Annotated in this window: 19 protein-coding genes and 1 tRNA gene; 8 read left to right on the top strand and 12 right to left on the bottom strand. The window is 63.4% G+C overall.

All coding sequences use genetic code 11. The features are described 5' to 3' along the window. Positions 1–9: 9 nt before the first annotated feature. Together C4S68_RS17460 and C4S68_RS17455 are read right to left on the bottom strand one after the other, a co-directional pair. On the bottom strand, positions 10–1200 hold the full coding sequence (locus C4S68_RS17460; RefSeq protein ID WP_103934373.1) for a tyrosine-type recombinase/integrase: 1191 nt from the start codon (positions 1198–1200) through the stop codon (positions 10–12). Positions 1201–1385: 185 nt separating this feature from the next. Continuing rightward, a tRNA-Met gene (locus C4S68_RS17455) sits at positions 1386–1462 on the bottom strand. 128 nt (positions 1463–1590) lie between these two features. Here C4S68_RS17455 and C4S68_RS23655 point away from each other — a divergent pair. Together C4S68_RS23655 and kdsB are read left to right on the top strand one after the other, a co-directional pair. After that, positions 1591–1842: a hypothetical protein gene (locus C4S68_RS23655; protein WP_235011680.1), complete on the top strand. Its 252-nt coding sequence runs from the start codon at positions 1591–1593 to the stop codon at positions 1840–1842. Further along, on the top strand, positions 1839–2588 hold the full coding sequence (gene kdsB / locus C4S68_RS17450; protein WP_235011679.1) for a 3-deoxy-manno-octulosonate cytidylyltransferase: 750 nt from the start codon (positions 1839–1841) through the stop codon (positions 2586–2588). Before C4S68_RS23655 ends, kdsB begins: the two co-directional genes overlap by 4 nt. Before the next feature lie 100 nt (positions 2589–2688). Here the strand turns inward: kdsB and C4S68_RS17445 are convergent, their stop codons facing one another. From C4S68_RS17445 to C4S68_RS17430, 4 genes are all read right to left on the bottom strand, one after another. Continuing rightward, complete coding sequence (locus tag C4S68_RS17445; protein ID WP_103934371.1) at positions 2689–3357, bottom strand: HAD-IA family hydrolase; 669 nt, start codon at positions 3355–3357, stop codon at positions 2689–2691. After that, complete coding sequence (locus C4S68_RS17440; RefSeq protein ID WP_103934370.1) at positions 3357–4802, bottom strand: phosphoglucomutase/phosphomannomutase family protein; 1446 nt, start codon at positions 4800–4802, stop codon at positions 3357–3359. The genes C4S68_RS17445 and C4S68_RS17440 overlap by 1 nt, the downstream gene beginning before the upstream one ends. 58 nt (positions 4803–4860) lie before the next feature. Beyond that, complete coding sequence (locus tag C4S68_RS17435) at positions 4861–6006, bottom strand: mannose-1-phosphate guanylyltransferase (protein WP_103934369.1); 1146 nt, start codon at positions 6004–6006, stop codon at positions 4861–4863. 102 nt (positions 6007–6108) lie between these two features. Continuing rightward, positions 6109–7302 (bottom strand): pyridoxal phosphate-dependent aminotransferase, encoded by a 1194-nt coding sequence (locus C4S68_RS17430; protein WP_103934368.1) that lies wholly within the window; start codon positions 7300–7302, stop codon positions 6109–6111. A 192-nt stretch (positions 7303–7494) separates the two neighbouring features. On the opposite strand from C4S68_RS17430, the gene C4S68_RS17425 reads away from it, so the two are divergent. Together C4S68_RS17425 and C4S68_RS17420 are read left to right on the top strand one after the other, a co-directional pair. Then, positions 7495–8595, top strand: coding sequence for a gluconeogenesis factor YvcK family protein (locus C4S68_RS17425; RefSeq protein ID WP_103934367.1), 1101 nt, complete (start codon positions 7495–7497; stop codon positions 8593–8595). A 119-nt stretch (positions 8596–8714) separates the two neighbouring features. Next, positions 8715–9524 carry a hypothetical protein gene (locus tag C4S68_RS17420; protein ID WP_103934366.1) on the top strand — a complete coding sequence of 270 codons (810 nt, stop codon included), beginning with the start codon at positions 8715–8717 and terminating at the stop codon, positions 9522–9524. A gap of 3 nt (positions 9525–9527) precedes the next feature. Here C4S68_RS17420 and C4S68_RS17415 read toward each other — a convergent pair whose 3' ends face one another. The 4 genes from C4S68_RS17415 to C4S68_RS17400 form a co-directional block, all read right to left on the bottom strand. Continuing rightward, positions 9528–9968 carry a hypothetical protein gene (locus C4S68_RS17415; RefSeq protein ID WP_103934365.1) on the bottom strand — a complete coding sequence of 147 codons (441 nt, stop codon included), beginning with the start codon at positions 9966–9968 and terminating at the stop codon, positions 9528–9530. 86 nt (positions 9969–10054) lie between these two features. Continuing rightward, positions 10055–11311, bottom strand: coding sequence for a 23S rRNA (adenine(2503)-C(2))-methyltransferase RlmN (gene rlmN, locus C4S68_RS17410; RefSeq protein WP_103934364.1), 1257 nt, complete (start codon positions 11309–11311; stop codon positions 10055–10057). A 55-nt stretch (positions 11312–11366) separates the two neighbouring features. Continuing rightward, positions 11367–11825 carry a hypothetical protein gene (locus tag C4S68_RS17405; protein WP_103934363.1) on the bottom strand — a complete coding sequence of 153 codons (459 nt, stop codon included), beginning with the start codon at positions 11823–11825 and terminating at the stop codon, positions 11367–11369. Continuing rightward, positions 11822–12235 carry a tetratricopeptide repeat protein gene (locus tag C4S68_RS17400; RefSeq protein ID WP_103934362.1) on the bottom strand — a complete coding sequence of 138 codons (414 nt, stop codon included), beginning with the start codon at positions 12233–12235 and terminating at the stop codon, positions 11822–11824. The genes C4S68_RS17405 and C4S68_RS17400 overlap by 4 nt, the downstream gene beginning before the upstream one ends. A 48-nt stretch (positions 12236–12283) precedes the next feature. Between C4S68_RS17400 and C4S68_RS17395 the strand changes: the two genes are divergently transcribed. Both C4S68_RS17395 and C4S68_RS17390 read left to right on the top strand, forming a co-directional pair. Beyond that, positions 12284–13618: a M16 family metallopeptidase gene (locus C4S68_RS17395; protein WP_103934361.1), complete on the top strand. Its 1335-nt coding sequence runs from the start codon at positions 12284–12286 to the stop codon at positions 13616–13618. Positions 13619–13894: 276 nt separating this feature from the next. Beyond that, the gene (locus C4S68_RS17390; protein WP_160115215.1) at positions 13895–16366 is read left to right on the top strand and encodes a carboxypeptidase-like regulatory domain-containing protein; all 2472 of its coding nucleotides are present in this window, start codon (positions 13895–13897) and stop codon (positions 16364–16366) included. Positions 16367–16506: 140 nt separating this feature from the next. On the opposite strand, the gene C4S68_RS17385 is transcribed toward C4S68_RS17390, so the two are convergent. Next, positions 16507–17508, bottom strand: coding sequence for a PIN domain-containing protein (locus C4S68_RS17385; protein ID WP_200821585.1), 1002 nt, complete (start codon positions 17506–17508; stop codon positions 16507–16509). A 208-nt stretch (positions 17509–17716) separates the two neighbouring features. Further along, positions 17717–22354 carry a glutamate synthase-related protein gene (locus C4S68_RS17380; protein ID WP_103934358.1) on the bottom strand — a complete coding sequence of 1546 codons (4638 nt, stop codon included), beginning with the start codon at positions 22352–22354 and terminating at the stop codon, positions 17717–17719. A 379-nt stretch (positions 22355–22733) separates the two neighbouring features. On the opposite strand from C4S68_RS17380, the gene C4S68_RS17375 reads away from it, so the two are divergent. After that, positions 22734–23171 carry an arginine repressor gene (locus C4S68_RS17375; protein WP_103934357.1) on the top strand — a complete coding sequence of 146 codons (438 nt, stop codon included), beginning with the start codon at positions 22734–22736 and terminating at the stop codon, positions 23169–23171. Between the two features lie 139 nt (positions 23172–23310). Then, a complete protein-coding gene (gene argC / locus C4S68_RS17370; RefSeq protein ID WP_327333818.1) occupies positions 23311–24435 on the top strand; it encodes an N-acetyl-gamma-glutamyl-phosphate reductase in 1125 nt (374 codons plus the stop codon). Positions 24436–24455 lie beyond the last annotated feature (20 nt).

The raw sequence follows: 24455 nt of genomic DNA, 5'->3' as shown, positions 1-24455 counted from the left end.
TGACATCTTTCATCCCGCAACCTCTGAAGCCTTTAGCCCTTCCAGATAGTCTGCCCAGGCCTGCATCATGCGACGCCGCTCCGGAAGGTGCGAGGTCCGGTTGTAGGCCCTTCCATTTGGGTCCTTCACGGCGTGGGCCAGCTGGTGCTCGATGATGTCCGGCCGGAAGCCCAGCACCTCATCCAGCAGCGTGCGCGCCACCGCGCGGAAGCCGTGACCCGTCATCTCCTGCTTGCCGATCTGGAGGCTGCGCATCGCCACCAGCACCGCAATATTGCTCATGGGCCGGGACGGCGATCGAGCCCCCGGAAACACTCGCTGCCCTTGCCCCGTCACGTCATGCAGGTCCCGCAGGATCGCCACCACCTGCCTCGACAGCGGGACGATGTGATCTGTCCCCGTCTTCGGCACGTGATAGCGCCACTCCGCCGCGTCCAGGTCAATGTCCTTCCAAAGCGCCATCCGCAGCTCACCAGGCCGCACAAACACCAGCGGCGCCAGCCGCAGCGCAGAGCACACCACCTGCGTGCCGGTGTAGCGATCCATCGCCGCCAGGATGCTTCCCAGGCGCTTGGGATCGAGCGTTGCTGCGAAGTGGTCGTTACTGTAGGGCTGCAGCGCCCCACGGAGGTCCGGCACGATGTTCCGCGTGCAGCGACCGGTGGAGATGGCGTAGCGGAAGATCTGGTCGACGTCCCGCATGATGCGGTGCGCCGTCTCCACCGTCCTGCGCTCGACGCGGCGCAGCAACGCCAGCACCTCCGGCGCCGTCAGCTCGCCGATCGGCCGCTTGCCAATCACCGGATACACGTCGCGCTCGAGCCGCCGGAGCACGCGATCGCTATGACTATGCGCCCAGATCTTCTCGCGCATCGCAAACCACTCGCGGGCGATCGCCTCGAAGTTGTTCTCGAGCTGCGCCGCCGCCATGGCACGCTGCACGCGCCGCTCGACGCCGGGATCTCTCCCCTCGGCCAGCAGACGCCGCGCATCGTCGCGCAGCTCCCGCACGCGCTTGAGACCGATTTCGGGATAGACGCCAAGCGCGAGCCGCTTCTCCACGCCGGCGAAGCGGTACTTCAGCCGCCAGTACTTCGCGCCGCCGGGTTCGATCTGCAGGTAGAGCCCCTGCCCGTCGAAGACTTTACGAGTCTTCGTCCCAGGCTTGAGGCCGCGGAGTTCCATGTCGGTGAGTGGCATAATAGGGACACAACCACCCAACCAGGAATGTGCCCCCACGTGGATGACGGTGTGCCCCCCATTATGCCCCCACATTCCCCCGGCAGGCAACGAACACCCGCGAACCCCTGCGAAAGACAAAAGCCACGCCAATCAGCGTATTGCGCGAATCAGCGGGGCTGTACGAATGTGCCCGAAGATGTGATTGGTGGCGGTGACTGGAATCGAACCAGTGACCTACGGGTTATGAGTCCGTCGCTCTAACCATCTGAGCTACACCGCCGGAGGGAGCGAAGACGCATCAAGCGGCACACAGCCGCGACGCACAGCCGCTCCTCCATCATACGGTTGCGGGTTTGCCCGGGTCAACCGCATGTCCTCATCGCATCCGTGCGACACTTCTGTTTGACCATGCGTCGCGCGCTTCCCAAGATCGCAGGCATCGTGCTGTTGGCTTCGCAGAGCGTGCTGGCGGCCCAGACCAATTGCTCGGAGACGAGCGACCCGCTGGCATGCCACCTGGAGCAGTTTCTCCATTGGCTGCACTTTGCGGCGGTCGCCCTGGGCGTGCTGCTGGTCGTGGTGGTTGTGGTTGCCATCCGGATCACGCGCCGCAAACGCAACTCCGACGATCCCCTGTTTCGCAAGGAAACCCGCCGTTGAACGCTGCTCCCGCAAGTCCCCGTGTCGTCGCCGTCATCCCTGCGCGCCTTGCCTCGACCCGCCTTCCACGGAAGGTCCTGCGCGAGGTTGCGGGCCAGCCCCTGCTGCACTGGGTGTACGCCGCGGCGAAGGCTTGCCCGCAGTTTGCCGAGGTCATCATCGCGGTCGATTCAGACGAGGTCGCGGCCCTCGGACGCGAGTGTGGCTGGCCCATCGTGATGACCTCGCCCGACCTGCCCAGCGGCACGGATCGCCTGCACGCGGTCGCGCAGCAGATCGATGCTGACATTTACGTGAACGTCCAGGGCGATGAGCCCATGCTGACGCCAGCACACATTGAGGCCATCCTCGCGCCCTTTGCTCTGCCACATGTTGAGGTCACCACGCTCAAGGTGCCGTGCCCGGAAGAGGACATCACGAACCCCAATGTGGTGAAGGTGACCACGGCGGTCGATGGCCGTGCGCTCTACTTCTCACGCGCGACCATCCCCTACCACCGCGATCCGCAGACGCCCGCCGCAACGCGGTGCTACAAGCACCTTGGTCTGTATGCCTATCGCCGGCACGCGCTGGAGCGTTTTGCTTCGCTGACGCCCAGCCCGCTGGAGATGACCGAACGGCTCGAGCAGCTGCGACTGCTTGAAAACAACCTCAGCCTCTACGTCGCTGAAGCTCCGTTCGACACTGTGGGCGTGGACACGGAAGAAGATCTCGCGCGCGTCGATGCAATCCTGCGGCAGCGCTAGAAACGGGAAAAGAGCATTGGGATTCGGGTGATGAGCTATGAGTTATGAGCTGTGACTCGTAACTCATAGCCCGGAACTCACAGCCCGATCATTCGTTTTCTTAAACCGCAGCGATCTCAAGCGCCAGACCAGCCTCGGTCACAGTCGCCTTCACATTCGCCAGCGTCTCGACGACCCAGGTCGCGCCTGCTGCCTTCAACTCCGGCACGGTGTGTGTGCCGGCGACGCCGATCACGCGGGCTCCCGCAGCGAGCCCCGCGCCGATGCCATTGGGAGCATCCTCCACGACGATGCACTGCGCGACGTCCTGCTTGATGATCTCCGCGCCACGGCGATAGGGTTCGGGATCGGGCTTGCCGCGCTTCACATCCTCCGCCGTGATGAGCTCGTCCGGGATCGGGAGCCCAGCGGCGTTGAGCCTTGCCAGCAGCAAAGGACGTGTCGCCGAGGTCACGATCGTCCAACGATCCGTCGGCAGGCTGTCGAGCAGCACCTTCACTCCGTCGAGGAGCTGGATATCGTGTACGTCCGCGACCTCGATGTCCTCGATGAACTTCAAGCCGACGACCTTGTCGACGCCGGGCAACAGCGATTCCATGATGTCGACGGCCCTGGTACCGTGCGGTACCACGATGTCCTGCGGGTTCGGCACACCGAAGTGCTCCGCCCAGGTGCGCCAGCTGCGCATCACGCTGCCGAGTGAACTGACCAGCACGCCATCCATGTCAAAGAGCAGGCCCGCGGCCTCAACCGTTACGATCTCCGCCACTACTTCGCCTCGCCTTCAAGCACAAATGCCTTTGCGGTGCTCAGCACCTGGTTGACGCTTTCGATGGAGCAGCTTTCGCTATAGACCCGCAGCAGCGGTTCCGTGCCGGAGGCACGCAGCAGCAGCCAGGTCTCGGCCGCATTGGGCTTGCCGGTGCAGGCGGGGTTCTCGAGGAAGAACTTGATGCCGTCCATCGTTTCGACCTTGAGAATCTTCATTCCCGCAAAGCTCTCGCCGGCCTTCAGCTGGGAGGCTCGTGCAATCGCAGACTGCTTCAGCGCATCGTTGATGTGCATGTCGATGCGGCCGTATTGGTGCTCGCCATACTTTGCCTGCAGTGCGGCTACAAGCTCGCCGAGCGTCTTGCCTTCATCGGCCATCACGTTAGCGATCAGCAGGCTGTTGAGCAGGCCGTCTCGCTCCGGCAGATGACGCTTGATGCCGATGCCGCCCGACTCCTCACCGCCGATGAGCACTTCGCGCTCCAGCATGAGGTCGACGACGTACTTGAAGCCGATGCCATGCTCCAGCAGTGTGCGGCCATGCGCGGCTGCGATGCGGTCCAGCATCTTGGTGGTGTTGAAGGCGCGCGTCACATCACCGGGCCAGCCCTTGCGTTCCAGGAGCCACTCCAGGATCACTGCATAGACCTTGTGGGCGTCAACGACGTTGCCATGCTCGTCGACAGCGCCAATGCGGTCCGCATCGCCATCGGTGATGAGCCCCGCGGCGCAATGTGCTTCGACAACCTTCACCTGCGTCGCCGCGATATGCGGAAGGATCGGCTCCGGGTTGATGCCCGGGAAGGCCGGGTTGTGCTCGTTGCGGAACTCGACAAACGGAATGCCCGCGCGCGTGAAGATCCCAGCGATATACCCCGCGCCAGCGCCATACATGGTGTCGATGAGAAAGCGATAGCCGGACGCCTTGATCGCAGGCAGATCGACAAAGGCCTCCAGCGCTGCGATGTACTCGGGGGCGAAGTCGACCAGCTCAATCTTCGCGGGCTCTACAGCATCGGCCAACGGCTTCAGGAGGTAGCTCTCGATCTGCTTGATGATCGCCGGCGACCCTGAGCCGCCATAGCTGGCCTTGTACTTTACGCCGTTCCACTCGGCCGGGTTATGGCTGGAGGTAATCATGACACCGCCTGCAGCCTTCATGCCACGCACGGCAAAGGACAGCTCCGGCGTGGGCGTTACCTTGTCTGAAAGGAAGACCGGGATGCCTGCTTTCGCGATCACTTCGGCGACGACCTTCGCGAAGGACTTCGAGCCAAAGCGCGTGTCGAAGCCGATGCACACGCCTGCCTTCGGATCCTCATGGTGCAACACATACAGCGCGATTGCGCGTGCAGCGACGCGCACGTTGTCATACGTGAAGTCGTCGGCGATGATACCTCGCCAGCCATCGGTGCCAAACTTCACTGCGGTCGTCTCACTCATCGTTTCGTATCCTCATGCGTTCGCGAAGCTCCTCCGCGTGTCGCATCTTGCGTGTGGTCTAAATCAGGTCTTCGCGCCCGCTCTCGTGGATCGCGCGCACGAGCTTGGATACATCCTGCGATCTGGCCCGCGTGGTAATCAGCAACGCGTCGTCCGTCTCGACGACCACCAAGCCATCGACACCCAACAACGCCACCGTCTTGCCTGGCGCAAAGACATAGTTGCCGGCCGACTGAATCGCGAACAGCCCCGTCGTCTCGCCGTCCATCACGTTGTCACGATCGCCTTCGCCCAGGTGTTCATGCAGCGATGCCCACGAGCCAAGGTCGTTCCAGCCAAAGTCAGCAGGAAGGCAATAAATATTGGAGCGCGACTCGCCTTTGCCCGAACGTGGCTCGAGCACCGCATAGTCCACGCTGATGTTTTCGCACTTGCCATACTCTTCGCGGAAGACGCGATCAAAGTCCGGCGTACCGTAAGCCGCGGCGATGGTCTCGAGGATGGGCGCCATCTCGGGCGCATGCTCACGCACTGCATTCGCCAGGGTGCGAGCGCTCCACAGAAAGATGCCCGCGTTCCAGACGAAGTTTCCCGCAGCGACGAAGCGCTCTGCGGTCACCGGGTCAGGCTTCTCGCGGAAGCGCCTGACGCGGTAGATATCGATCGGAGCAAAGCCAGCAGGAGTCTCGTCACGGCGCACACGGGAGCCCTGTTCGATATAGCCATAGCCAGTCTCGATGCGGGTAGGCTTTACGCCCAGCACGATAATGTTTTCGCCCGCAGCAGCCAGGTCGATGCCCTTCTGCAGCACCTCGACGAAGCGGCGGTCGTTGCTCACGACATGGTCGGACGGAAAGATGCCCAGCACCGTATTGGGCTCGGTCTTCTCCAGCAGAAACGCGGCCAGTGCACATGCGGGAGCGGTGTTGCGCGGAGCGGGCTCCGCCAGCACGTGTGCCTGCGGGATCTCCGGCAGCTGCTCACTGATGATCTTCTGCAGCCAGTGGTTGGTGATGACCCAGGTATCTTTACACCCCGCCAGCGGGCCAAGCCGCGCCAGCGTGTCCTGGATCATCGTGCGCTCACCCTGCAGCGCAAGTACCTGTTTCGCACGGCTACGACGGCTACGCGGCCAGAATCGTGTGCCGCTGCCGCCGGCCAGGATGACCGGAGCAAAGGGAATACCCACCGTGGATTCACTCATCGTCCCCCTATCGTACCGAATACGGCCCGCACGAAAGTGGAAACGGTAGCCCGAAGGCTACCGTTGGTGTTGAAAGCTGAACAATTCGGGTGTCCGGGCATCCTACGAGAGCTTCGCGAGGAAGTCGCGCATGCGCTGCACGCCCTTGTCGATGACGTCCGCCGAGACGGCGTACGACAACCGGATGTGCTCGTGGGTGCCGAACGGCTCGGCCGGAACCGTCACCACGTGCGCTTCGGTCAGCAGCCGCGAGGCCAGTTCGCTCGCGGTGTTGATGCCACCCTTGCCCAGGAACGCCTTGATGTTCGGGTAGACGTAGAAGGCGCCCTCCGGCACCGTGCAGGTGAGGCCGGGGATCGTCTTGAAGCCTTCGAGGATGCGATCGCGCAGCTTGATGTAGTCGGCACGCATCTCCGCGACGCAGGTCTGATCGCCAGAGAGAGCCGCGACTGCGGCCTTCTGCACGAACGTCGCCGTGTTCGAGGTCGACTGCGACTGCAGCTTGCTCATGGCCGCGATGATCTTCTTCGGTCCCAGCGCAAAGCCGGCACGCCAGCCGGTCATCGCGTAAGTCTTCGAGAGCGAACCGAGCACCAGGATGTGATCCTTGGCTTCCGTGACCGAAGCGCCCGAGACCGGCGGGCCGCTGAAGCTCAGGTAGGCATAGCACTCGTCGATGAGCACGTAGATGCCCTTGGAGTGCGCGAGGCGCACGATCGCGTAGACCTCTTCGGTGGGGATCACGTTGCCGGAGGGGTTTGACGGCGAGTTCAGGATGATCGCCTTGGTCTTCGGCGTAATCGCCGCGTCGATCATGGCTGCGGTGAGCTTGAAGTTCTCGGCCTCGTCGGTTTCGACAAATACGGGCGTGCCGCCGGCGAACTCGATGATGTCTTTGTACGACACCCAGTACGGCACCGGGACGATGACCTCATCGCCGTGGTTGATCAGAACCTCGACGGCATTGAAGATGGCGAGCTTGCCGCCAGCGGTAAATACACACTCTTCCGGTGTGTAGTTCGTGCCGAAGTCTGCAGCGTGGCGCTCGACGACAGCTTTACGCACATCCGGGATGCCAGCCACGGCGGTGTAGCGCGTGAAGTTCTTTTCAATGGCGTCAATCGCCGCAGCCTTGATGTGCGCGGGCGTGGAGAAGTGCGGCTCGCCTGCGCCGAAGTCGGCGAGGTCGATGCCAGCGGCCTTCATCTTCAGGGCCTCGGCGGTGATGGCCATCGTGGCCGAGACTTCGATGCGGTCGATGCGGTCGGTTAGGGTCTTCTGTGCTTCGGCGATCATGCCTCTAGTGTCTCAGATTTGCTCCACATTTCGCAGGGAAACACGGCAAAAGTCCCTCCCTCGGGATGCCCTGTGATTCGTTTCCGCGAGCCGCCCAGCCCCGGCCCAGCGGCGTGCGTCCGGCGCAACCGAGTTGCAGGAGCAGGCTCGTGCGTCAACATCAGACCCGGCCCTCTCGCTTACACTGAGACGATGCCCGAACCGTCTCCGCACCCGCTACGTGTTGTCGCCATCGGCGGCGGGACGGGTCTTTCCACCCTGCTGCGAGGCCTGAAGCGCTACGTCAGCGTCCCCGGCGCCTCAACCGCCCAGGCCAGCTTCGAACGCCGGCACTATCCCAGCGCGCCCCATGCGCCCGACCGCCGTGTGACGGAAGGCGCCTGCCCGACTCCGCCGTGCCTCATCGGCGAGCTCTCCGCCATTGTGACGGTGACCGACGATGGCGGATCCTCGGGTCGGCTTCGCGAAGACCTGAACATGCTTCCCCCGGGCGACGTCCGCAATTGCATCGTCGCGCTCAGCGAAGACGAGCACCTGCTCTCCCGGCTCTTCCAATACCGTTTCCAGCACGGCGATCTCGAAGGGCACAGCTTCGGCAACCTCTTCCTCGCCGCCCTCAGCGGCATCACTGGAGACTTTGCGCAGGCGGTGCACACGAGCTCGCAGATCCTTGCGGCCCGGGGCCGCATCTACCCTTCGACCACGTCCAACGCCACGCTGGCCGCCCGGATGGACGACGGTACGGTGGTCCATGGCGAGACCCGGATCACCAAGTCCAAGCGCTCCATCGTGGAGCTGATGCTGGAACCCGCTGACGCCCAGCCGCTTCCTGAGACGCTGGAGGCCATCGCGGCAGCCGATCTGATCACGCTGGGGCCCGGCTCGCTCTACACGTCGCTGATCACGAATCTGCTGGTCGGTGGAATCTCCGATGCCCTGCAGGCCAGCGCTGCGACCCGCGTTTACATCTGCAACCTGATGACGCAGGCCAACGAATCGCTCGGACTGTCGGCCTCACAGCACATCGAGCGCATCTTCGACCACGCCGGCGGCCGGATCTTCGATTACGCGCTGATCAACACCGCGCCTATTCTCCCGGCCACGCTGGAGCAGTACGCGCGCGAAGGCCAGACTCCGATCGACGCCGATCTCGAACGCGTCCGAGCCCTCGGCGTAGAGCCCATCACCGGCAACTTTCTGCATGAGGGCGAGGTGCTGCGACACGGCTACGACAAGGTCGCCGCCAAGCTCATGACGCTGGCGCTCGAAGCGCGGGACCGCACCTCCATCTAGCCCCCAAGCGGTGCTTTTTGGGACGCCGATCCCCGTACCCAGGGTGGGTCATCTACGCACTCCCCTATCCGTGGACTGCCCGTGACACGGCGGTTGCGCTAGCATGGCCTCAATCGTCGATGGGTACACCTCCCACACACGCTCTCAAGATGCCACGCGCCTTCTTCGGCCGCGTGATCCTTGGTGCGTCGATGATTGCCTTCGGGGTCGAGTACGCGCTCGCAGGTCATCCGCTCGATGGACTCCCGCCGCTGCCGTGGTTCTCTCCCATGCCTGGTACGCTGGCGCTGGTCCTGAGCATCTTGCTTCCTGTGCTCGGCGTGGCATTACTGGCCCGCTTCCGCATCCGGGAGTCCAGCTTTATCCTTGGCATCGTTTTGATGGCAGGCGCCAGCCAGCACCTGCTGCACCTGACCGACGTGCTGCACGACCCGATGGCGCGGAATCGCTTCCTCATCCCCGTTGCACTGGCGTGCGCGGCCTTTGTCCTTTGTCGGCTGGCCGTGCAGACCGAACGGAACTACCTGTTCCTGGCCGCGAGAGCGCTATTCGCCTTCATCCTGATCAGCTTCGGGATTAACCACTTTCTGTATGCGGGACTCTTCGCCGCACAGCTGCCGGACAACATCATCCTGCACCTCATCTGCGTGCGCTTCTCCGGCGCCTGCTTCATCGCCGCAGGGCTGGGGATTCTCTCCGGCTATCTCGCGCGCCCGGCAGCGCTGCTGCTCGGCATCATGTTTACGATCTGGTTCTTCGTGCTCGACGTCCCGGCGATCCGCGCCGACCGTCTCGATGCCAACGCGCGCATCCATGGCGAGGTGGTACTGGCACTCGTAGGCGCGGCGCTCCTGATGGCAACGTCGCCCAAGGTACCTTCGCTACACGAGGACGTGGGCATTGACCGCATGTCCCGGGGCGGACGGTAGGTATCAGGAAACCGGCCAGATCTCAGGAACCTTCCCCATCGCAACCAATTCGCCGAATTCGAACGTCTTCTTCGAAGAACGAAAGTGCTTCTTTGCCACGTAGGGCAGATAAACCTGAAGGCTCTCTCCCCCATGCGATTCCAGGCGACAGCAAACCGCGTCCTTCATTGGGGAGCCCTCTAGATTGAATGTGCTATCCAGGCAAATCCCAGCAGCCGCAATCGATCCGGCGCCGGCTTCGGCCTTCATTCCGTTGAGGAGAATATCGATGACCTCCTGCGACGCAGGGTGCTCATCCCCCGTTCCTGCAGCTACCATCCTCACGTCCCCGGAGTCATCGATCGCAGCCCCGAAAGGGAAAAACTCACCGTACTTCCGTAACAACTCCTGGGCATGGGGAAGGAGAGCATTGAGTAGATCGTTCAGAGGTTCTTCGCTCGGCATTCGGACAACGTACCATACTTCGCCTCCCACCCCTTGTCGGGAAAAGCCATCAGCCGTGTGCGGAATTCGCTCCATGACGAAGGACGCTAGGACGCTTCGCTGATCGTTACCAGGCCCTGACCACTCTCCGGCTCAACCGTACGCTTCAGCTGCCCACAGGCGGCGTAGATATCGCGCCCGCGCGGCCGCCGGATGTACGTCGCCATCCCGCCTTCAATCAGCATCCCCTGGAACCGCGCGACATCGGTCGCCTTCGGCTGCACATAGTCGATCCCAGGGCCGGGGTTCCACACGATCAGGTTCACCTTCGCGCGAATCCCTTTCAGAAGATTCAGCACCTCATGGGCATGCTGCGGCTGGTCGTTCACGCCGCCCAGCATCACGTACTCGAACGTCACCCATTCGCGGGTTCGCAGCGGGATCTTCTTCACCGCCTCCAGCAGCTGGGCGATGTTCCACTTGCGCGTGATCGGCATGATCTGCTCGCGAACGACGTCATTGCTGGCATTGAGCGAGAGCGCCAGCTTCGGACGTACGGTCTCCTTCGCGAATGCCTCGATCCCGGGCAGAATCCCCGATGTCGAAACAGTCATGCGCGATTCCGGAATACCAATGCCTTCCGAGAGCAGCTTCACGCTCTTGATGAACTCGTCGTAGTTCAGAAAGGGCTCGCCCATGCCCATGAAGACCAGATTGATGCGGTCTTTGCCCATGCGGATCTGCTGGCGGTTCAGCACTGCGGCGACCTGCCCCGCGATCTCGCCAGCGGTCAGGTTACGTTTGATGCCCAGCTTCGCCGTCAGGCAGAACTGGCAGTTGACCGCGCAGCCCACCTGCGACGAGATGCAGATGGTCGCGCGCCGGAAGCCGCGCTCCGCCAGCGCGCCAAACTCCGACTTCGCGCGCCCATTCGCCCGGCGGTCCCAATAGCCGCCGGGATTCCCTTCGGTCGTGCCGGCAACGGCTTCTTCGGCTGTCTCGATTTCGCCAGCCTCTTCTTCGGCGGCCTCGGATCCATCTCCGCGCTCGCCGCCATCGCCGTCCGGCATCCACACGGTCTCGACGGTCTCACCATCGGCCATGCGCATCAGGTAGCGCTCAGTGCCATCGACGGACACAGCCGTCTGCACGATCTCCGGCATGCCGACGCCCCAGCCATCCTGCATCAGGGTGTCGCGCAGCCCCTGCGAGAGGGTGGTCATGTCCTCCACGCCGGCGACGCGCTGCTTGTACAGCGCCTCCCACACCTGGCGGGCACGATACGGCTTCTGCCCATGCGCCGCCAGCACCTCGCCCAGCTCGGCGAGCGTGCGTCCAAACAGCGCTTTTGCGTTTGATTCCATCACTCTTCAAGTGTAGCCGGTCGGAGTAAGAAGAGCCCGGCGCGGCGGCCGATGGCTACGGCTGCGGATCCTCCGGCAGCCTCTCCAGGTGAGCATCCGCTTCGCGCATCGCAGCCTCATCCCCGATGCGGGCGTTGAGCTCACGCATATTGATCCAAGCCCGGCGCGACTCCCACTCGCCGTCGATCGACTTCCGCGACTCCTCGGCGAGCGCCAGCGTACGCCAGGCCGCGGCGAGCTCTCTTGGATCGGCATTGTGGAGCAGGTAGAACCGCACGACCGCGCGAGCGTTCGCGCTGGCGTCCTCGGCATTGCCGGTCAGCGCCTGCATCTCGGCGGCGAAGCGCATCGCACGCACCGAGCAGCGCGTCTCGGCTCCAGCCACTAGATCGAGATCTGCGGCTTTGCGGTAGAGTGCCAACGCCAGCCGGAGCTTGCCCTCGACGCGAGCTTCATCAGCACGGGCCATCAGGTCCTCATAGGCCTCGGGTCGATCTTCTTCGGCGGCACTCATCCCACACCAAGTCTCTTTAGCCTTGCCGTGGCTTCGTCGACGCCGGCCTGCACCCCGATCTCGGTATACAGCTGTAGCGCGTTCAGCCACTCTCGCTCGGCCTTCCATGGCTCGCGTGCGGCCTCGTGCGCCAGCGCTCCTATGCGAAAGGTGTTCGCCATCTCCAGCGGAGCCGGCTCATTGGCCTCGTAGATCTCGTAGGCCCGCGCGATGCTCTCGAGTGCTCCTGCGCCGTCGCCGAGCTTCGCCTGTAACTCACTGCAGTGCCGCAACGTGTGGGCCAGTCCCGTCCGATCGTCGACCGCCTCGTACAGCATCGCAGCCTGCTGATAGCACCGCAGTGCCTCCTGATCGTCGCCGTCGCGCCGGGCCAACCGTCCGCGTTCCGTCCACTCGACCGCCTCGCTCATGGGGCCAGCCTAAATCGCCGCATTCGCCTCTGTGAAACAATATTTAGGATGCCGAAACCCGTTTCCGTCGCTCCTGCGCTTGACAACGCCGCGACGCTCGCCTCCCCCCACTCCCGCGATATTCGTTCCACCCGTCTCTCCAACGGCCTGCTCGTTCTGACCGAACGCATGACGCACCTGCGCTCCGTCTCCATGGGCGTCTGGGTCGACTCCGGCTCGCGCGATGAGGCCCCCGAGGTCAACGGCATCTCCCACTTCCTCGAGCACATGCTCTTCAAGGGAACCACCACCCGCTCGGCCTCGCAGTTCGCGCGCGAGGTGGACGCTATCGGGGGCAACCTCGATGCCTTCACGGGCAAGGAGACCGTCTGCTTCAACATCAAGGTCCTCGATGAGAACGTCCCCGTCGCGCTCGATCTGCTCTCAGACCTGGTGCTGCATCCCACCTTCGCGATCGAAGACATCGCGCGTGAGCAGGGCGTCATCCTCGAAGAGATCAAGATGGATGAGGACAACCCCGACTACCTCGTGCACGAGCTCTTCTCGCAGAGCTTTTGGAAGGACGATGCGCTAGGCCGACCGATCCTCGGCACCGCCGCCACCGTCTCCAGCTTCACGCAGCAGATCGTCCTCGAGGAGTACGCGCGCCGCTTCACACCCGCCAACATGCTCTTCACCGCGGCCGGCAACATCGAGCACGATGCCTTCGTCGCGCAGGTCGAAGCAGCCTTCGCTTCGCTCTCCGCCTCCAGCAGCGAACGCATCGAGCACACACCCGCGCCGAAGACCTATCCGCACATCACGCTGCGTAAGAAGAAGTCGCTCGAGCAGGTCCAGTTCTGCCTCGCACTCGAATCGATCAACGTAGCGCATGAAGATCGCTACGCCGCGTACCTGCTCAGCAACATCCTCGGCGGGGGCATGAGCTCGCGGCTGTTCCAGTCCATCCGCGAAGACCGCGGCCTGGCCTACTCCATCTACTCCGAGCTGAGCCCCTTCCGTGACACCGGTTCGCTCGCCGTCTACGCCGGCTGCGATGCTGCCAACGTGCGCGAGGTGCTGGCGCTCACCCTCGCCGAGTTCACCCGCCTCAAGGAGACGCCCGTCTCCGCCGAAGAGCTCACACGGGCACAGGACCAGATCAAGTCCAACATGGTCATGGGACTCGAAAGCTCCAGTTCACGCATGAACTCGCTCGCACGCCAGCAGATGAACTTTGGCCGCTTCTTCTCCATCGACGAGATCATCACCGAGGTCGAGCGCGTCACCCCGGCCCACATCCAGCGCCTCGCCAACGAGCTGCTGCAGCAGGACCGCATTGCGCTCACGCTGCTCGGAAACCTGGGCACATTGAAGGTATCCCGCGCCGACCTGGCCTGCTAGCAATGCAGCTCGAGGCATCCGGTTAGCTCCCGAGCCGGATGCCTCGAGCCTTGCAGCACTGGGATCTGGAAGGCTGGGATCTGACATCTGGCCCGTTGCTACCCGCCACTTCTCACTCACCACTTCCCGTAGCAGCTCCTCTCCGAAATTCCTCCTGCAACTGATCCCCTTTTCGCCGCTGCGGTGTCTAATGGCGCAGGCATCAGCTGCCGTTCGGGCCCATCGTCGAGCACCAAGACCCAAATGAAGACGCGCCCTGCGCGCCAAGGGAAATCCATGCGACTCTCGCTGCTTCCGCTCCCCGTCGCCGTTCTCGCCCTCATCGCCGCGCAGGCGTCCGCCCAACAGGCTGAGTCGAAGCAGACCCCGAAGCCAACGCATACAGCTGCGGCGTCTCCTCATCCGGCGGCCTCTGCCACGCTGCCCGTCACCAGCGTCTCGCTCTACAAGAACGGCGTCGGCTTCTTCGAACACACCGGCAACGTCACCGGCAACGGCGCCGTCACCATCGACTTCACCAGCGCGCAGCTCAACGACGTGCTGCAATCCCTCACGGCCATCGACCTCGGCGGAGGCCGCATCGCGGGCGCAGGTTACAACTCCACCACGCCGCTCGACCAGCAGCTGCGCACGCTTCCCTTCACGCTCAGCGAGGACTCCTCCGCCGCCGACTTCTACGCGGCGATTCGCGGCGCGCGCGTCAGCGTCACCGCTCCCGGCGGAGCCATCACCGGCCGCCTCCTCTCCATCGAGACCCACGGCTCTGGCACCTTCAACAGCGACGGAGAAAACAAGACCACAAGCGAACATCGCTACCTCACCGTCGTCTCCGACTCGGGAGAGGTCCGCACCCTCGAGCTCACCAGCGCGACCTCCGTTCGCCTGCTCGATCCCGCGCTGCAACAGTCCGTCGGCCGCTACCTCCAGCTCGTCGAGGCCAACCGCTCCCAAGGCCTGCGCCACCTCACCCTGCAGGACAACGGCACCGGCACCCGCGAGGTCCGCGTCTCCTACATCTCCGAGGTCCCGGTCTGGAAGTCCACCTACCGCATCCTCTTCACTCCCTCCAACACCGGAGGCACCGCAACCCTCCAGGGCTGGTCCGTCGTCGACAACACCACCGGCGCCGACTGGGTAAACGTCCACCTCTCGCTCGTCGCCGGAGCCCCGCAGAGCTTCATCCAGCCGCTCTCCCAGCCTATCTACTCCCGCCGGCCCGAAATCCCCATCGCCACCGAGGCGCAGCTCTCGCCGCAGACCTTCGACAGCTCCATGGAGGCCAACGCCAACGGCCTCTCCGGCAACGTCACGGACACTACCGGCGCCGTGATCCCCAACGCCCTCGTCGTCGCGACCAACCAGGCCACCGGAGCCCGAGTGAACGGGCGCACTGACTCCAGAGGCCAGTTCTCGATCGACGCGCCTCCCGGCCGCTACAACCTCCAGATCAACTCACCCGGCTTCCAGCAGATGGCCCTGAACAACGCTATGACGGGCTCTCCAGTCAACGCTACGTTGAACGTCGGCTCAGCCAGCCAGACCATCACGGTCGAGGCCTCGAATGCGGATCTCCAAACGTTGAACCGCTATGCCGCACCCATGGCAATGGCGAAGCTCTCCAGTGGCGTGGCGAGCGGCATGTCTGGAGGCGCCGCGGGTGGCGTCATCGGCGGCTACACGGGCGGGAGCATCGGCGGCCCCATGTACCAGCAGATGGCCGCCAACTCCCTTAACGTCAACTCCACGACCTCCGCCTTCGACGACTACTTCGCCTACAAGCTCGACGCCCCTGTCACCATCCTCAAGAACCAGTCCGCACTCGTCCCGATCCTGCAGACCAAGATCCCCGCCGACAACGTCACGCTCGTCTCCGTCGCGAACGACCGCGTCTCGCAGCCACTGCGCGCGCTGTGGCTCACCAACGCCTCTAACCTCACGCTCGATCGCGGCAGCTTCACCGTCATCGAGTCCGGCAACTTCGCAGGTGAAGGCCTGCTCGATCCCGTCCACGCCAACGAGAAGCGCCTCGTCTCCTACGCCGCCGACCAGGCCATCCACGTCACCACCGAGGGCGACAAGACCACCAACCACGTCACGCTCATCCGCGGCTCCAAGGGCGTGCTCAACATCCATCGCGCCGACATCCACGAGGTCACCGTGGTCGTGCACAACGCAGCCGCCGAGCATCGCTCCGTCGTCTCCGAGCTTCCCGTCGTGAACGGCTGGACGCTCGACAGCAGCACCAGCGGAAACACCGATCCCAAGCCCGTCGAGACCACCGCGACCGTCTACCGCTTCCGCACCGAGGTTGACGCCGGAGCCACCGTGCGCCTGCACATCGGCGCCAGCCACAGCGGCTTCAGCACCTACTACCTCACCAACACCAACGACAACACCTTCCAGTACCTGCTCACCGAGACCCACAACAACGCCGCACTCAAAGCTGCGCTGCAGCCCATCCTCGAAGCCCGCCGCAAGGTCGCCTACGCGCAGGACCGCGTCAACGAGACCGACGCCCACATCACCCAGCTGCGCAGCGACGAAGACCGCCAGCGCGCCAACATCACCGCCCTCGCCGGCGCCGACGGCTCCGCCCGCCAACGCTTCGTCAACGACCTCAACAAGACCGAGGACGCCATCAACGCCTCCCAGGCCGAACTCGCGCTGCGCCAGAAAGCCCTCGAAGACGCGAAGGGCGACCTCGCCAACAAGATCGACGCCTTTACCCTCGACGAGACGGTGAGTTAGTAAATTAGCCGCGCTTCATCTGTGGGCATCGCCTCCGAGGAGCCGTCTGTCAGTGTTGATTGGGGCGGGCGAGAACCCGTTTGCGTCTAGTTGAATGTTGTGCCGCAGCGGCAATAGCCAAGCGGCGCCAGCGGAGCAAACTATGTATCGAGCATGTCCCATTCTTCGCCCATGACCCAGTTAAGGGCGGACAGCTTCCCATTGATCATTCCCCACTCGAAATCTGTCCAGGGTCCAAGGTTTTCGAGACCGAACTCCTCTTCAACTCGTTTAGCGGCCTCTTGTCCTGCAATCACTGCTTCACGCCCGGATTTAGCCGCTTCTTGTTCCTCGATCGCACGGAGGTGTTGATGGCGGTCGTACCAGACCTGGTTCCAAAGGAGATGGGCCGCTTCGGAGATTTCGGTTCTCCCACGCGGTTCATCTGTCCACGATAGCTCCAGCATGTAGTCGAGTTGCTGTTTAGGATCGATGCGCCTGAGCGCGTCGCGAAGGTTGATGAAGTAAAGAGACTTGATTGGCGAAAACAGATCAACCAGGTCGGGATGTGGGTCTTTTTGGTTTCCTTGCTCGGCACTAAAATCCGACTTATTGTGAGTAACGAATGCGAAGCGAGTCCCTTTTGTGGGCTTCTGTAGCAGAGCCTGGGCGTACGTCTCGATGATGATAGCGTCGGCCATTGAGTTCTTATTGCGATGAAACGGAGCCGTCTTTGCGATAGCCCGGTCCGCTGCTTTCAATAGAGCACTTTTCGAGGCCTCGATGATCTCTGAACGCTCCATCAATTGCTGAACACGATCGAGCGTATTGGCAGCCTCGGCCCCAATGAGAGGAATCTTGTAGTTCACGTCATCTAGGTACGCGAGCACAGAGTCGAGCTTTTCCTTCTCGCCGCCGACCTTGTTTACCGCCTCCTTCACTAGACGAAAATGGGCGGACAAGCTCTTGCTGCTCTCCTGAGCCACGCGCACCTTATTGTTTTTGAATTCCTCGAGCACTATGCGAGGAACAATCAGCACTAGCATTTCTAATCGAATCATCTCTTCGATCAGGTCGAGGAGAGGAGCCTGACGCCGGTCCTTCGCAAGGTCAAGCCAGACGCAAGTGTCGATAAGCGCTTTGAACATGACATAGAGTACCAATCAACTCTTCGCCCTGATTTTCAACTCCGCTGATTACACGGACAATCAATGACTTTCAGCACTCAGAACTAGTGGGTGTGTCCACTGTCGGCAAAAGTCGCTGTCCCCTACAAGCAGCGGGGTTACGCGCTTCGCTTGAACTGGCGAAACAACAACGGCGGCCCAAAGGCCGCCGTTGCGTTTCTTCACTATTCACTATTCACTGCCCCTACTGCGGCTTCGGAGTGAACAGCACAAACTTCGCGCTCTCCTCCGCCCAGTTGCTGAGCAGCCGCATTGCCAGCTTGCTGTGCGCCAGCGACTCCTGCTGTTGCACCAGCGAGTACAGCGTGGCCTGTTGTGCTTCCGTGGTCTCGGCATAGCTCTGCGCACCAAGGAACTCATCGTGGTAGCGAGTCCCGCTGACCATCGTGCCTGCCTTGTCGTACACCCACGCGAGGCCGCCGGTCATGCCTGCGCCGAAGTTGATGCCCACCTCACCAAGGATCACCGCCATGCCGCCGGTCATGTACTCGCAGCCGTGGTCGCCAATGCCTTCGATCACCGCCGTCACGCCCGAGTTGCGCACCGCAAAGCGCTCGCCTGCACGTCCCGCTGCGAACAGCTTGCCAGCGGTCGCACCATAGAGCGCGACGTTGCCCAGCAGCACGTGATCGTGGCTGTCTTCCGCAGCAAGGCCCACCGCGCGCAGCACCAGTTCGCCGCCCGAAAGCCCCTTGCCCACGAAGTCATTGGCCTGGCCGGTGAGGATCAGCTTCACGCCCGCAGCCGTGAAGGCACCGAAGGACTGGCCTGCCGTGCCTTCCAGCTCGAAGGTCACATCGGCTTTGTCCACTTGGCCTTTGGCACGCAGCAGCGCCAGCTCACCCGAAAGCCGCGCGCCCACCGAGCGATGCTCGTTGGTGATGTGCGACTTCACGTGGAACGGCTCACCCTTCGCCACAGCTTCCAGCGCAGGTGCCGTCCACGGATCGTCCAGCGGATGGTCCTCGCCCGGGCGCTTGTTCAGCCCGCCGCCCCAGCGTGCCGGCGATCCATGCCATGCCTCGCCGTGCCCATTGGCCAGCACGGGTGTCAGGTCGATGTTGCCATCGAAGCGCACCTGCTCCAGCAGATCCACACGGCCCGTCGCAGCCTCAAGGCTCGGCAGACCGAACTTCGCCAGCAGCCGCTGGAGATCACCCGCAAGCTGCTTGAAGAACGTGACCACATGCTCCGGCTTGCCGCGGAACTTCGCGCGAAGATCCTCTCGCTGCGTGGCGATGCCCGTGGGACACGTGTTCAGGTGACACTGCCGCGCCATATCGCAGCCCAGCGCCACCAGCACCGAGGTGCCGAACGCAAACTCATCCGCACCCAGCAACGCTGCCACCAGCACATCGCGCGCGGTGGAGATGCCGCCATCCGCACGCAGACGCACACGCTCACGCATGCCATTGGCGCGCAGCACCTGCTGCGATTCGGAGAGGCCAAGCTCCCACGGCGAGCCCGCGTACTTGATCGACGAAAGCGCCGCAGCACCGGTGCCACCACCGTGGCCTGCAATCACAATGTAGTCGGCATAAGCCTTCGCCACGCCCGCAGCCACCGTGCCCACACCGAACTCGCTCACCAGCTTCACGCCTACCGCGGCGCTCTTGTTCACGCGCTTCAGGTCGTAGATCAGCTGTGCGAGATCTTCGATGGAGTAGATGTCATGGTGCGGCGGCGGCGAGATAAGACTCACCCCCGGCTGCGCATGACGCAGCCGTGCGATGAGGCCAGAGACCTTGTGCCCCGGAAGCTGTCCACCCTCGCCGGGCTTCGCTCCCTGCGCCACCTTGATCTCGATCTCTTCCGCATGCGCCAGGTACTCGGCCGTAACGCCAAACCGCCCCGAAGCGATCTGCTTGATCTTGTTGTTCAGCGATGTGTGCACCGCGGGAGCTGCCACGACCTCAGCGACAGCTGCGCCGCCCGAACCCGCATGGGCAGCCACGAGATCTCCGCCGTCTGGGCCCTGGACCCTGGACCCTGATCCCTGCGGCCGATAGACCGCAGGATCTTCGCCACCCTCGCCCGTGTTTGAGCGAGCGCCAAGCATGTTCATCGCTGCCGTAATGGTCTGGTGCGCCTCCGGGCTCAGCGAGCCCAGCGACATCGCGCTGGCAATGAACTTCGTGCACAGGCTGTCCGGCCCTTCCACCCTCTCGAGCGCCAGCTCCGCGCCCGCGGGACGAATCTCCAACAGGTCGCGCAGATGCTTGGCCTCGCCGACATCCATGTTGCGGCTGTAGATCTGGAACGCTGCGGAAGGATCGGACGCCTGAGCCGCGCCACGCGCACTGCCCACTACCGTCTGCAACGCCTTCACCGTCGGAGGCTGCCACGCATGCGGCTCCGCGGTATCGCTCTTGCGGAATCTCACCCAGCCGTAGTCAGGCAGGTCGATCGCGGCAGACTCACCCGGCGTCGCGCCCCAGCTCTCGCGCAGGCGGCGATCGAGCTCCGCAAAGCCAATGCCCGAAAGCGGCGCCGGCGTGCGCGGGAAGCACTTCGCGATGATGCTCTGGTGCAAACCGAGGATGTCGAACAGGTGCGTGCCGCGGTAGCTGTCCACCACGCTGATGCCCATCTTCGACATGATCTTCGCCAGACCCGCATCGAGCGACTTCAGCAGCTGCTTTTCGCCGTCCGTGTTCTCCGGGAAGCCCTTCTCGCCTGCGAAGCTCGCAGCCGTCTCCAGCGCCAGCCACGGACACACCGCACCCGCGCCGTAGCTCAGGATGATCGCCGCATGATGGATGTCGCGACAGTCGCCCGCCTCCACCGCAATGCCGCACAGCGTGCGCATGCCGGCCTCGACCAGCGCCTCATGCACCGCGCCCGTGGCCATCGCCATGGGGATCGGCATCGCCTGTGCGCTTGCTCCGCGATCCGTCAGGATCAGCAGCTTCGCTCCATTGCGCACCAGCTCCACGGACTTGGCCCGCAGATCATCGACGGCCTGCTCCAGATTTTTCTCCGGAGCGAAGAGGCACGAGACCTCCTCGAGCCGCAACTCGCTCGCATGCGGATATTCACCCGCACGGATCGCCTGCATCTGCCCGCGCGAAAGGAACGGCGAGTCCAGCGAGATGCCCGGCAGCGGAGCGTTCTTGTCCAGCAGGTGAGCCCACGGGCCGAAGCGCGTGCTCAGCTTCACCACGATGGCCTCACGCAGCGAATCGATCGGAGGATTCGTTACCTGGGCAAAGCGCTGGCGGAAGTACGCATACAGCGGGCGCGGCGACTTCGCGAGGAACGCCAGCGGCGTATCGTCGCCCATCGACCACACGGCATCCTTGCCCGTCGCAGCCATCGGCTGCAGGATCATCTTCAGGTCTTCCTTGGTATAGCCGAAGCCCTTCTGCAACTCTGCGAGGTTCGAAGCCAGCTCAGGCTTCTCCACCGGGGCCAGCGGCGTGCGCTCGATCAGCGTCGCGTACGGAGCCTTGGCGTCGAACGCATCGAGCATCGCATCGTTGTGATAGATGCGGCCCTCGGCCATATCCACGCCCAGCATCTCGCCGGGACCAAGGCGGCCGGACTCGATGATCTTGTCCGGATCGAGGTCCACAAGGCCAGCTTCAGAGCCCGCCACCACTACCCCATCGCTCGTGATCGCGTAGCGACAAGGCCGCAGGCCGTTCCGGTCCAGCGCCGCACCCACGACGATGCCGTCCGAGAACGCGAGCGCCGCCGGGCCATCCCACGGCTCGGAGCAACCGGTGCTGTAGCTCAGGAACGGGCTCTCGTTGCCGTCATGGCGCACCGAACCTGCGGGCGGCAGCAGCATGCGGATGGCTTCCGCGATGGTGCGGCCGTTCTGGCTGATCAGCTCAATCGTCTCGTCCAGTGAGGTCGAATCGGTGCCGTCCTTGGTCAGGACCGGCTTGCACTCCACCGGCAAGGTCGCATCGCGCGCCAGCATGCGGCTGCGATTGCCCCACACCGTATTGATCTCGCCGTTGTGCCCCAGCTTGCGGCCCGGCTGCGCGCGATGCCACGCCGGAAGGGTGTTGGTCGCATAGCGCTGATGAAAGACCGCGAACGGCGTGACGAACTCGGGATTCTCGAGGTCAGGGAAGAACGCCGGCAGCAGCCGGCCCAGGCACATCGCCTTGTAGACCACGGTCTGCACCGAGAGCGAACAGATATACCCTTCGGTCTCACCCAGATCGACCGCGCGCTCGAACTGCTTGCGCGCCAGGTATAACCGGCGCTCGATCGAGTCCGTGTACTCCTCGGCCTGGGGATTGGGGTTAAACGTGAAAGGACGTCCGCTGGCGTCCGCCACCAGCACCTGCCGGATCTTCGGCATGGTGCTCAGGGCGATCTCGCCAAGAATCTCCGGGCGGGTTGGAACGTCACGCCAACAAAGTACCTTGAGCTGCTGGGCCGCGAGACTCTCCTCGATCACAGCCTCGGCGCGGGTCTCCGCAGCGGGCAGAAAGATCATGCCCAGGCCCAGGGCCTCGTTGTCAGCCAGCTGAATGCCTGTCTCTTTCAGCAGCAGCGCCCGCGGAACGGCAACCATCACGCCGATACCGTCGCTCGAAGCTCCATCCGACGCCACCGCGCCGCGATGTTCCAGCCGCGAGAGCGCCGTAAGTGCATGCTGCAGAATCGTGTAGCTCGCCTGGAAGTCCTTCTGCGCGACAAAACCGACGCCGCAGGAATCGTGATCAAATCGCGAATCAATCAGGGATTTCGGAGCAAGCGACCGGGGAGCGGCCACCGCTACAGAGGCGGCGGAAAGAGACTGCTGCTCGGGGGTCCAACCCTCTGGATCGGACCCTTGTCGCTGAGAAGATGACAAGGCCATGATTGTTATATTATTCCGTTTCTGCGTTTCCGAACATGGCCTCCCGGGAAAAAGGCCGAGACCCTCAAGGACAACGGCTTGACGCACTCCTCACGCTTCAGCTTCCGCTCAAAGATCCCGCGATTCCCTTGTAGACAGGGCCAACCGGACCCATCCTCGCTCAGCCATTCCACGTGAAATATGCGCCCCCGAAAGACGGGATTCACAGCTTTTCCAGCCCGGCGCCCGGATGACTTGACATCTGGGCCATGAATATTTATACATAGTGACTGAGACTTTATGCATCACGCGTGGCGCTCCGGCGTCACGTTTTTGCGTTTAGATTCAGGCGTCCGTCCGGGAGATACACCTCCCCGGACCTCAGGCTCCACGGGAACCCATGAAGACAGTTCGGCACAACGCGATCAAGGACCTGCTGGTGAAGACCTCCGTCACCAATCAGGACGAGCTGCGCCGCAAGCTGGCTCAGGGCGGCATCCACGTCACCCAGGCAACGCTCTCCCGCGACATCCGCGAGCTGAAGCTGCTCAAGGGTCCGGACGGATATGAGCTTCCCGAAGGCGAGTCAGAAGAGAACGAGCTCCCGTCCATCGCTGGCATGCTGGAAAGCTTTGGCACTGGCGTGAAGCAGGCTCAGAACCTCATCGTGATTCACACCACCATGGGCGGAGCCCAGCCCGTCGCCGCATCGATCGATTACGAGGAATTCGATGAGGTCATCGGCACCATCGCGGGCGATAATACAGTGTTGGTGATCTGCCCCGACCTTCGCAATGCGGATGAGTTCCGCAGGCGAATGGAGGCCTACCTTGCGTAGGCCGGCAAGACCGGGTGGCGCCGCACATGAGGCCCGCACCCTGAATCTCTCCCACACCGTCCCTTTCTCTCGCCTGTCGCATGCATCCGTTAGCATGCCCTGCGAGCTGACCGAAGCCTGAACCGGAAGGCATCCAGACGTGACCGCTACCGCACAACTCGACATCGATATTGCTACGCAGACCGTTGAGCCCAGCACCAAGTCCACGCTCCGCACCGCCATCGCCGGAGTCACCGGCTACGCTGGCGCGGAGCTCGCTCGCCTGCTGCTTTCGCATCCGCGGCTCAAGAACACGCCGCCCATGCTGCTCGGCCGTGCCGGCGCCGATGCTTCCGCCGCGCCCGTCACGCTGACCTCGCTGCATCCGCAGCTCTCGCACCTGCCCCACGCCGACGAGCTCACCCTCGTCCCATTCGACTTCGAGGCCCTGGCCCGCGAAAAAATCGACATCCTCTTCCTCGCCACACCGCACGACGAGGCCCGCAGCTGGGCGCCCGTCGCGCTGAAGCACGGCATCCGCGTCATCGACCTCTCCGCCGCATGGCGGCTGCAGGAGGACGCCAACCGCGCCATCTACAAGCTCACCGACCCGGACCCCGCCATCGGCGCTGCCCTGCAGCGTGAGGCCGTCTATGGCTCCCCTGAGCTGCATGGGCCTCAGATCAAGACAGCCCGCCTCGTCGCGAATCCCGGCTGTTATGCGACGTCGATCATCCTCGCGCTCGCGCCCCTCGTCCGCGCCAACGTGCTGGACCTCGATCGCGGCATCATCTCCGACTCGAAGAGCGGCGTCAGTGGCGCAGGCAAGAGCCCGACCGCCAACACACACTTCATGCACGCGGCAGACAATCTCTCCGTCTACGCTCCCTTCGGCCATCGCCACACCGGCGAGATGCTCGAGCAGCTTTCGCTCGACAACAGCCAGTTCCAGTTCACGCCGCACCTGCTGCCCATCCCGCGCGGCATCATGTCCACCGTCTACGCAAAGCTCTCGCAGCCATCCACGACCGCTGCCGTGCAGGAGATCTTCGACACCTTCTACGCCGACGCTCCGATGGTCCGCGTCCGCACCAGCCCGATGCTGCCGGAGATTCAGCACGTCGTCCGCTCCAGCTTCTGCGACATCGGCTTCCAGCTCGCACCGGACAAGCAGCGCCTGCTGGTAGTCAGCTGCCTCGATAACCTGTTGAAGGGCGCGGCGTCACAGGCCGTGCAGAACATGAACCTGATGGCCGGCTTCCATGAAGCCGACGGCCTGCAGTAAAGATCGCATCTCGGAGTTCA

Origin of the sequence: Bryocella elongata, from assembly GCF_900108185.1 — a bacterium.
Taxonomy (GTDB): domain Bacteria; phylum Acidobacteriota; class Terriglobia; order Terriglobales; family Acidobacteriaceae; genus Granulicella; species Granulicella elongata.
The sequence above is the reverse complement of the archived record's forward strand: the minus strand, read 5'-3'. Positions and strand labels throughout refer to the sequence as shown.

Coding starts and splice junctions, on each gene's coding strand:
- C4S68_RS17440 (WP_103934370.1), bottom strand. CDS start 4,802: ATGAGTGAGACGACCGCAGTGAAGTTTGGCACCGATGGCTGGCGAGGT.
- rlmN (WP_103934364.1), bottom strand. CDS start 11,311: ATGGAATCAAACGCAAAAGCGCTGTTTGGACGCACGCTCGCCGAGCTG.
- C4S68_RS23655 (WP_235011680.1), top strand. CDS start 1,591: ATGCGTCGCGCGCTTCCCAAGATCGCAGGCATCGTGCTGTTGGCTTCG.
- C4S68_RS17400 (WP_103934362.1), bottom strand. CDS start 12,235: ATGAGCGAGGCGGTCGAGTGGACGGAACGCGGACGGTTGGCCCGGCGC.
- C4S68_RS17425 (WP_103934367.1), top strand. CDS start 7,495: ATGCCCGAACCGTCTCCGCACCCGCTACGTGTTGTCGCCATCGGCGGC.
- C4S68_RS17430 (WP_103934368.1), bottom strand. CDS start 7,302: ATGATCGCCGAAGCACAGAAGACCCTAACCGACCGCATCGACCGCATC.
- C4S68_RS17435 (WP_103934369.1), bottom strand. CDS start 6,006: ATGAGTGAATCCACGGTGGGTATTCCCTTTGCTCCGGTCATCCTGGCC.
- C4S68_RS17420 (WP_103934366.1), top strand. CDS start 8,715: ATGGGTACACCTCCCACACACGCTCTCAAGATGCCACGCGCCTTCTTC.
- C4S68_RS17375 (WP_103934357.1), top strand. CDS start 22,734: ATGAAGACAGTTCGGCACAACGCGATCAAGGACCTGCTGGTGAAGACC.
- C4S68_RS17415 (WP_103934365.1), bottom strand. CDS start 9,968: ATGCCGAGCGAAGAACCTCTGAACGATCTACTCAATGCTCTCCTTCCC.
- C4S68_RS17380 (WP_103934358.1), bottom strand. CDS start 22,354: ATGGCCTTGTCATCTTCTCAGCGACAAGGGTCCGATCCAGAGGGTTGG.
- C4S68_RS17460 (WP_103934373.1), bottom strand. CDS start 1,200: ATGCCACTCACCGACATGGAACTCCGCGGCCTCAAGCCTGGGACGAAG.
- C4S68_RS17405 (WP_103934363.1), bottom strand. CDS start 11,825: ATGAGTGCCGCCGAAGAAGATCGACCCGAGGCCTATGAGGACCTGATG.
- C4S68_RS17395 (WP_103934361.1), top strand. CDS start 12,284: ATGCCGAAACCCGTTTCCGTCGCTCCTGCGCTTGACAACGCCGCGACG.
- C4S68_RS17390 (WP_160115215.1), top strand. CDS start 13,895: ATGCGACTCTCGCTGCTTCCGCTCCCCGTCGCCGTTCTCGCCCTCATC.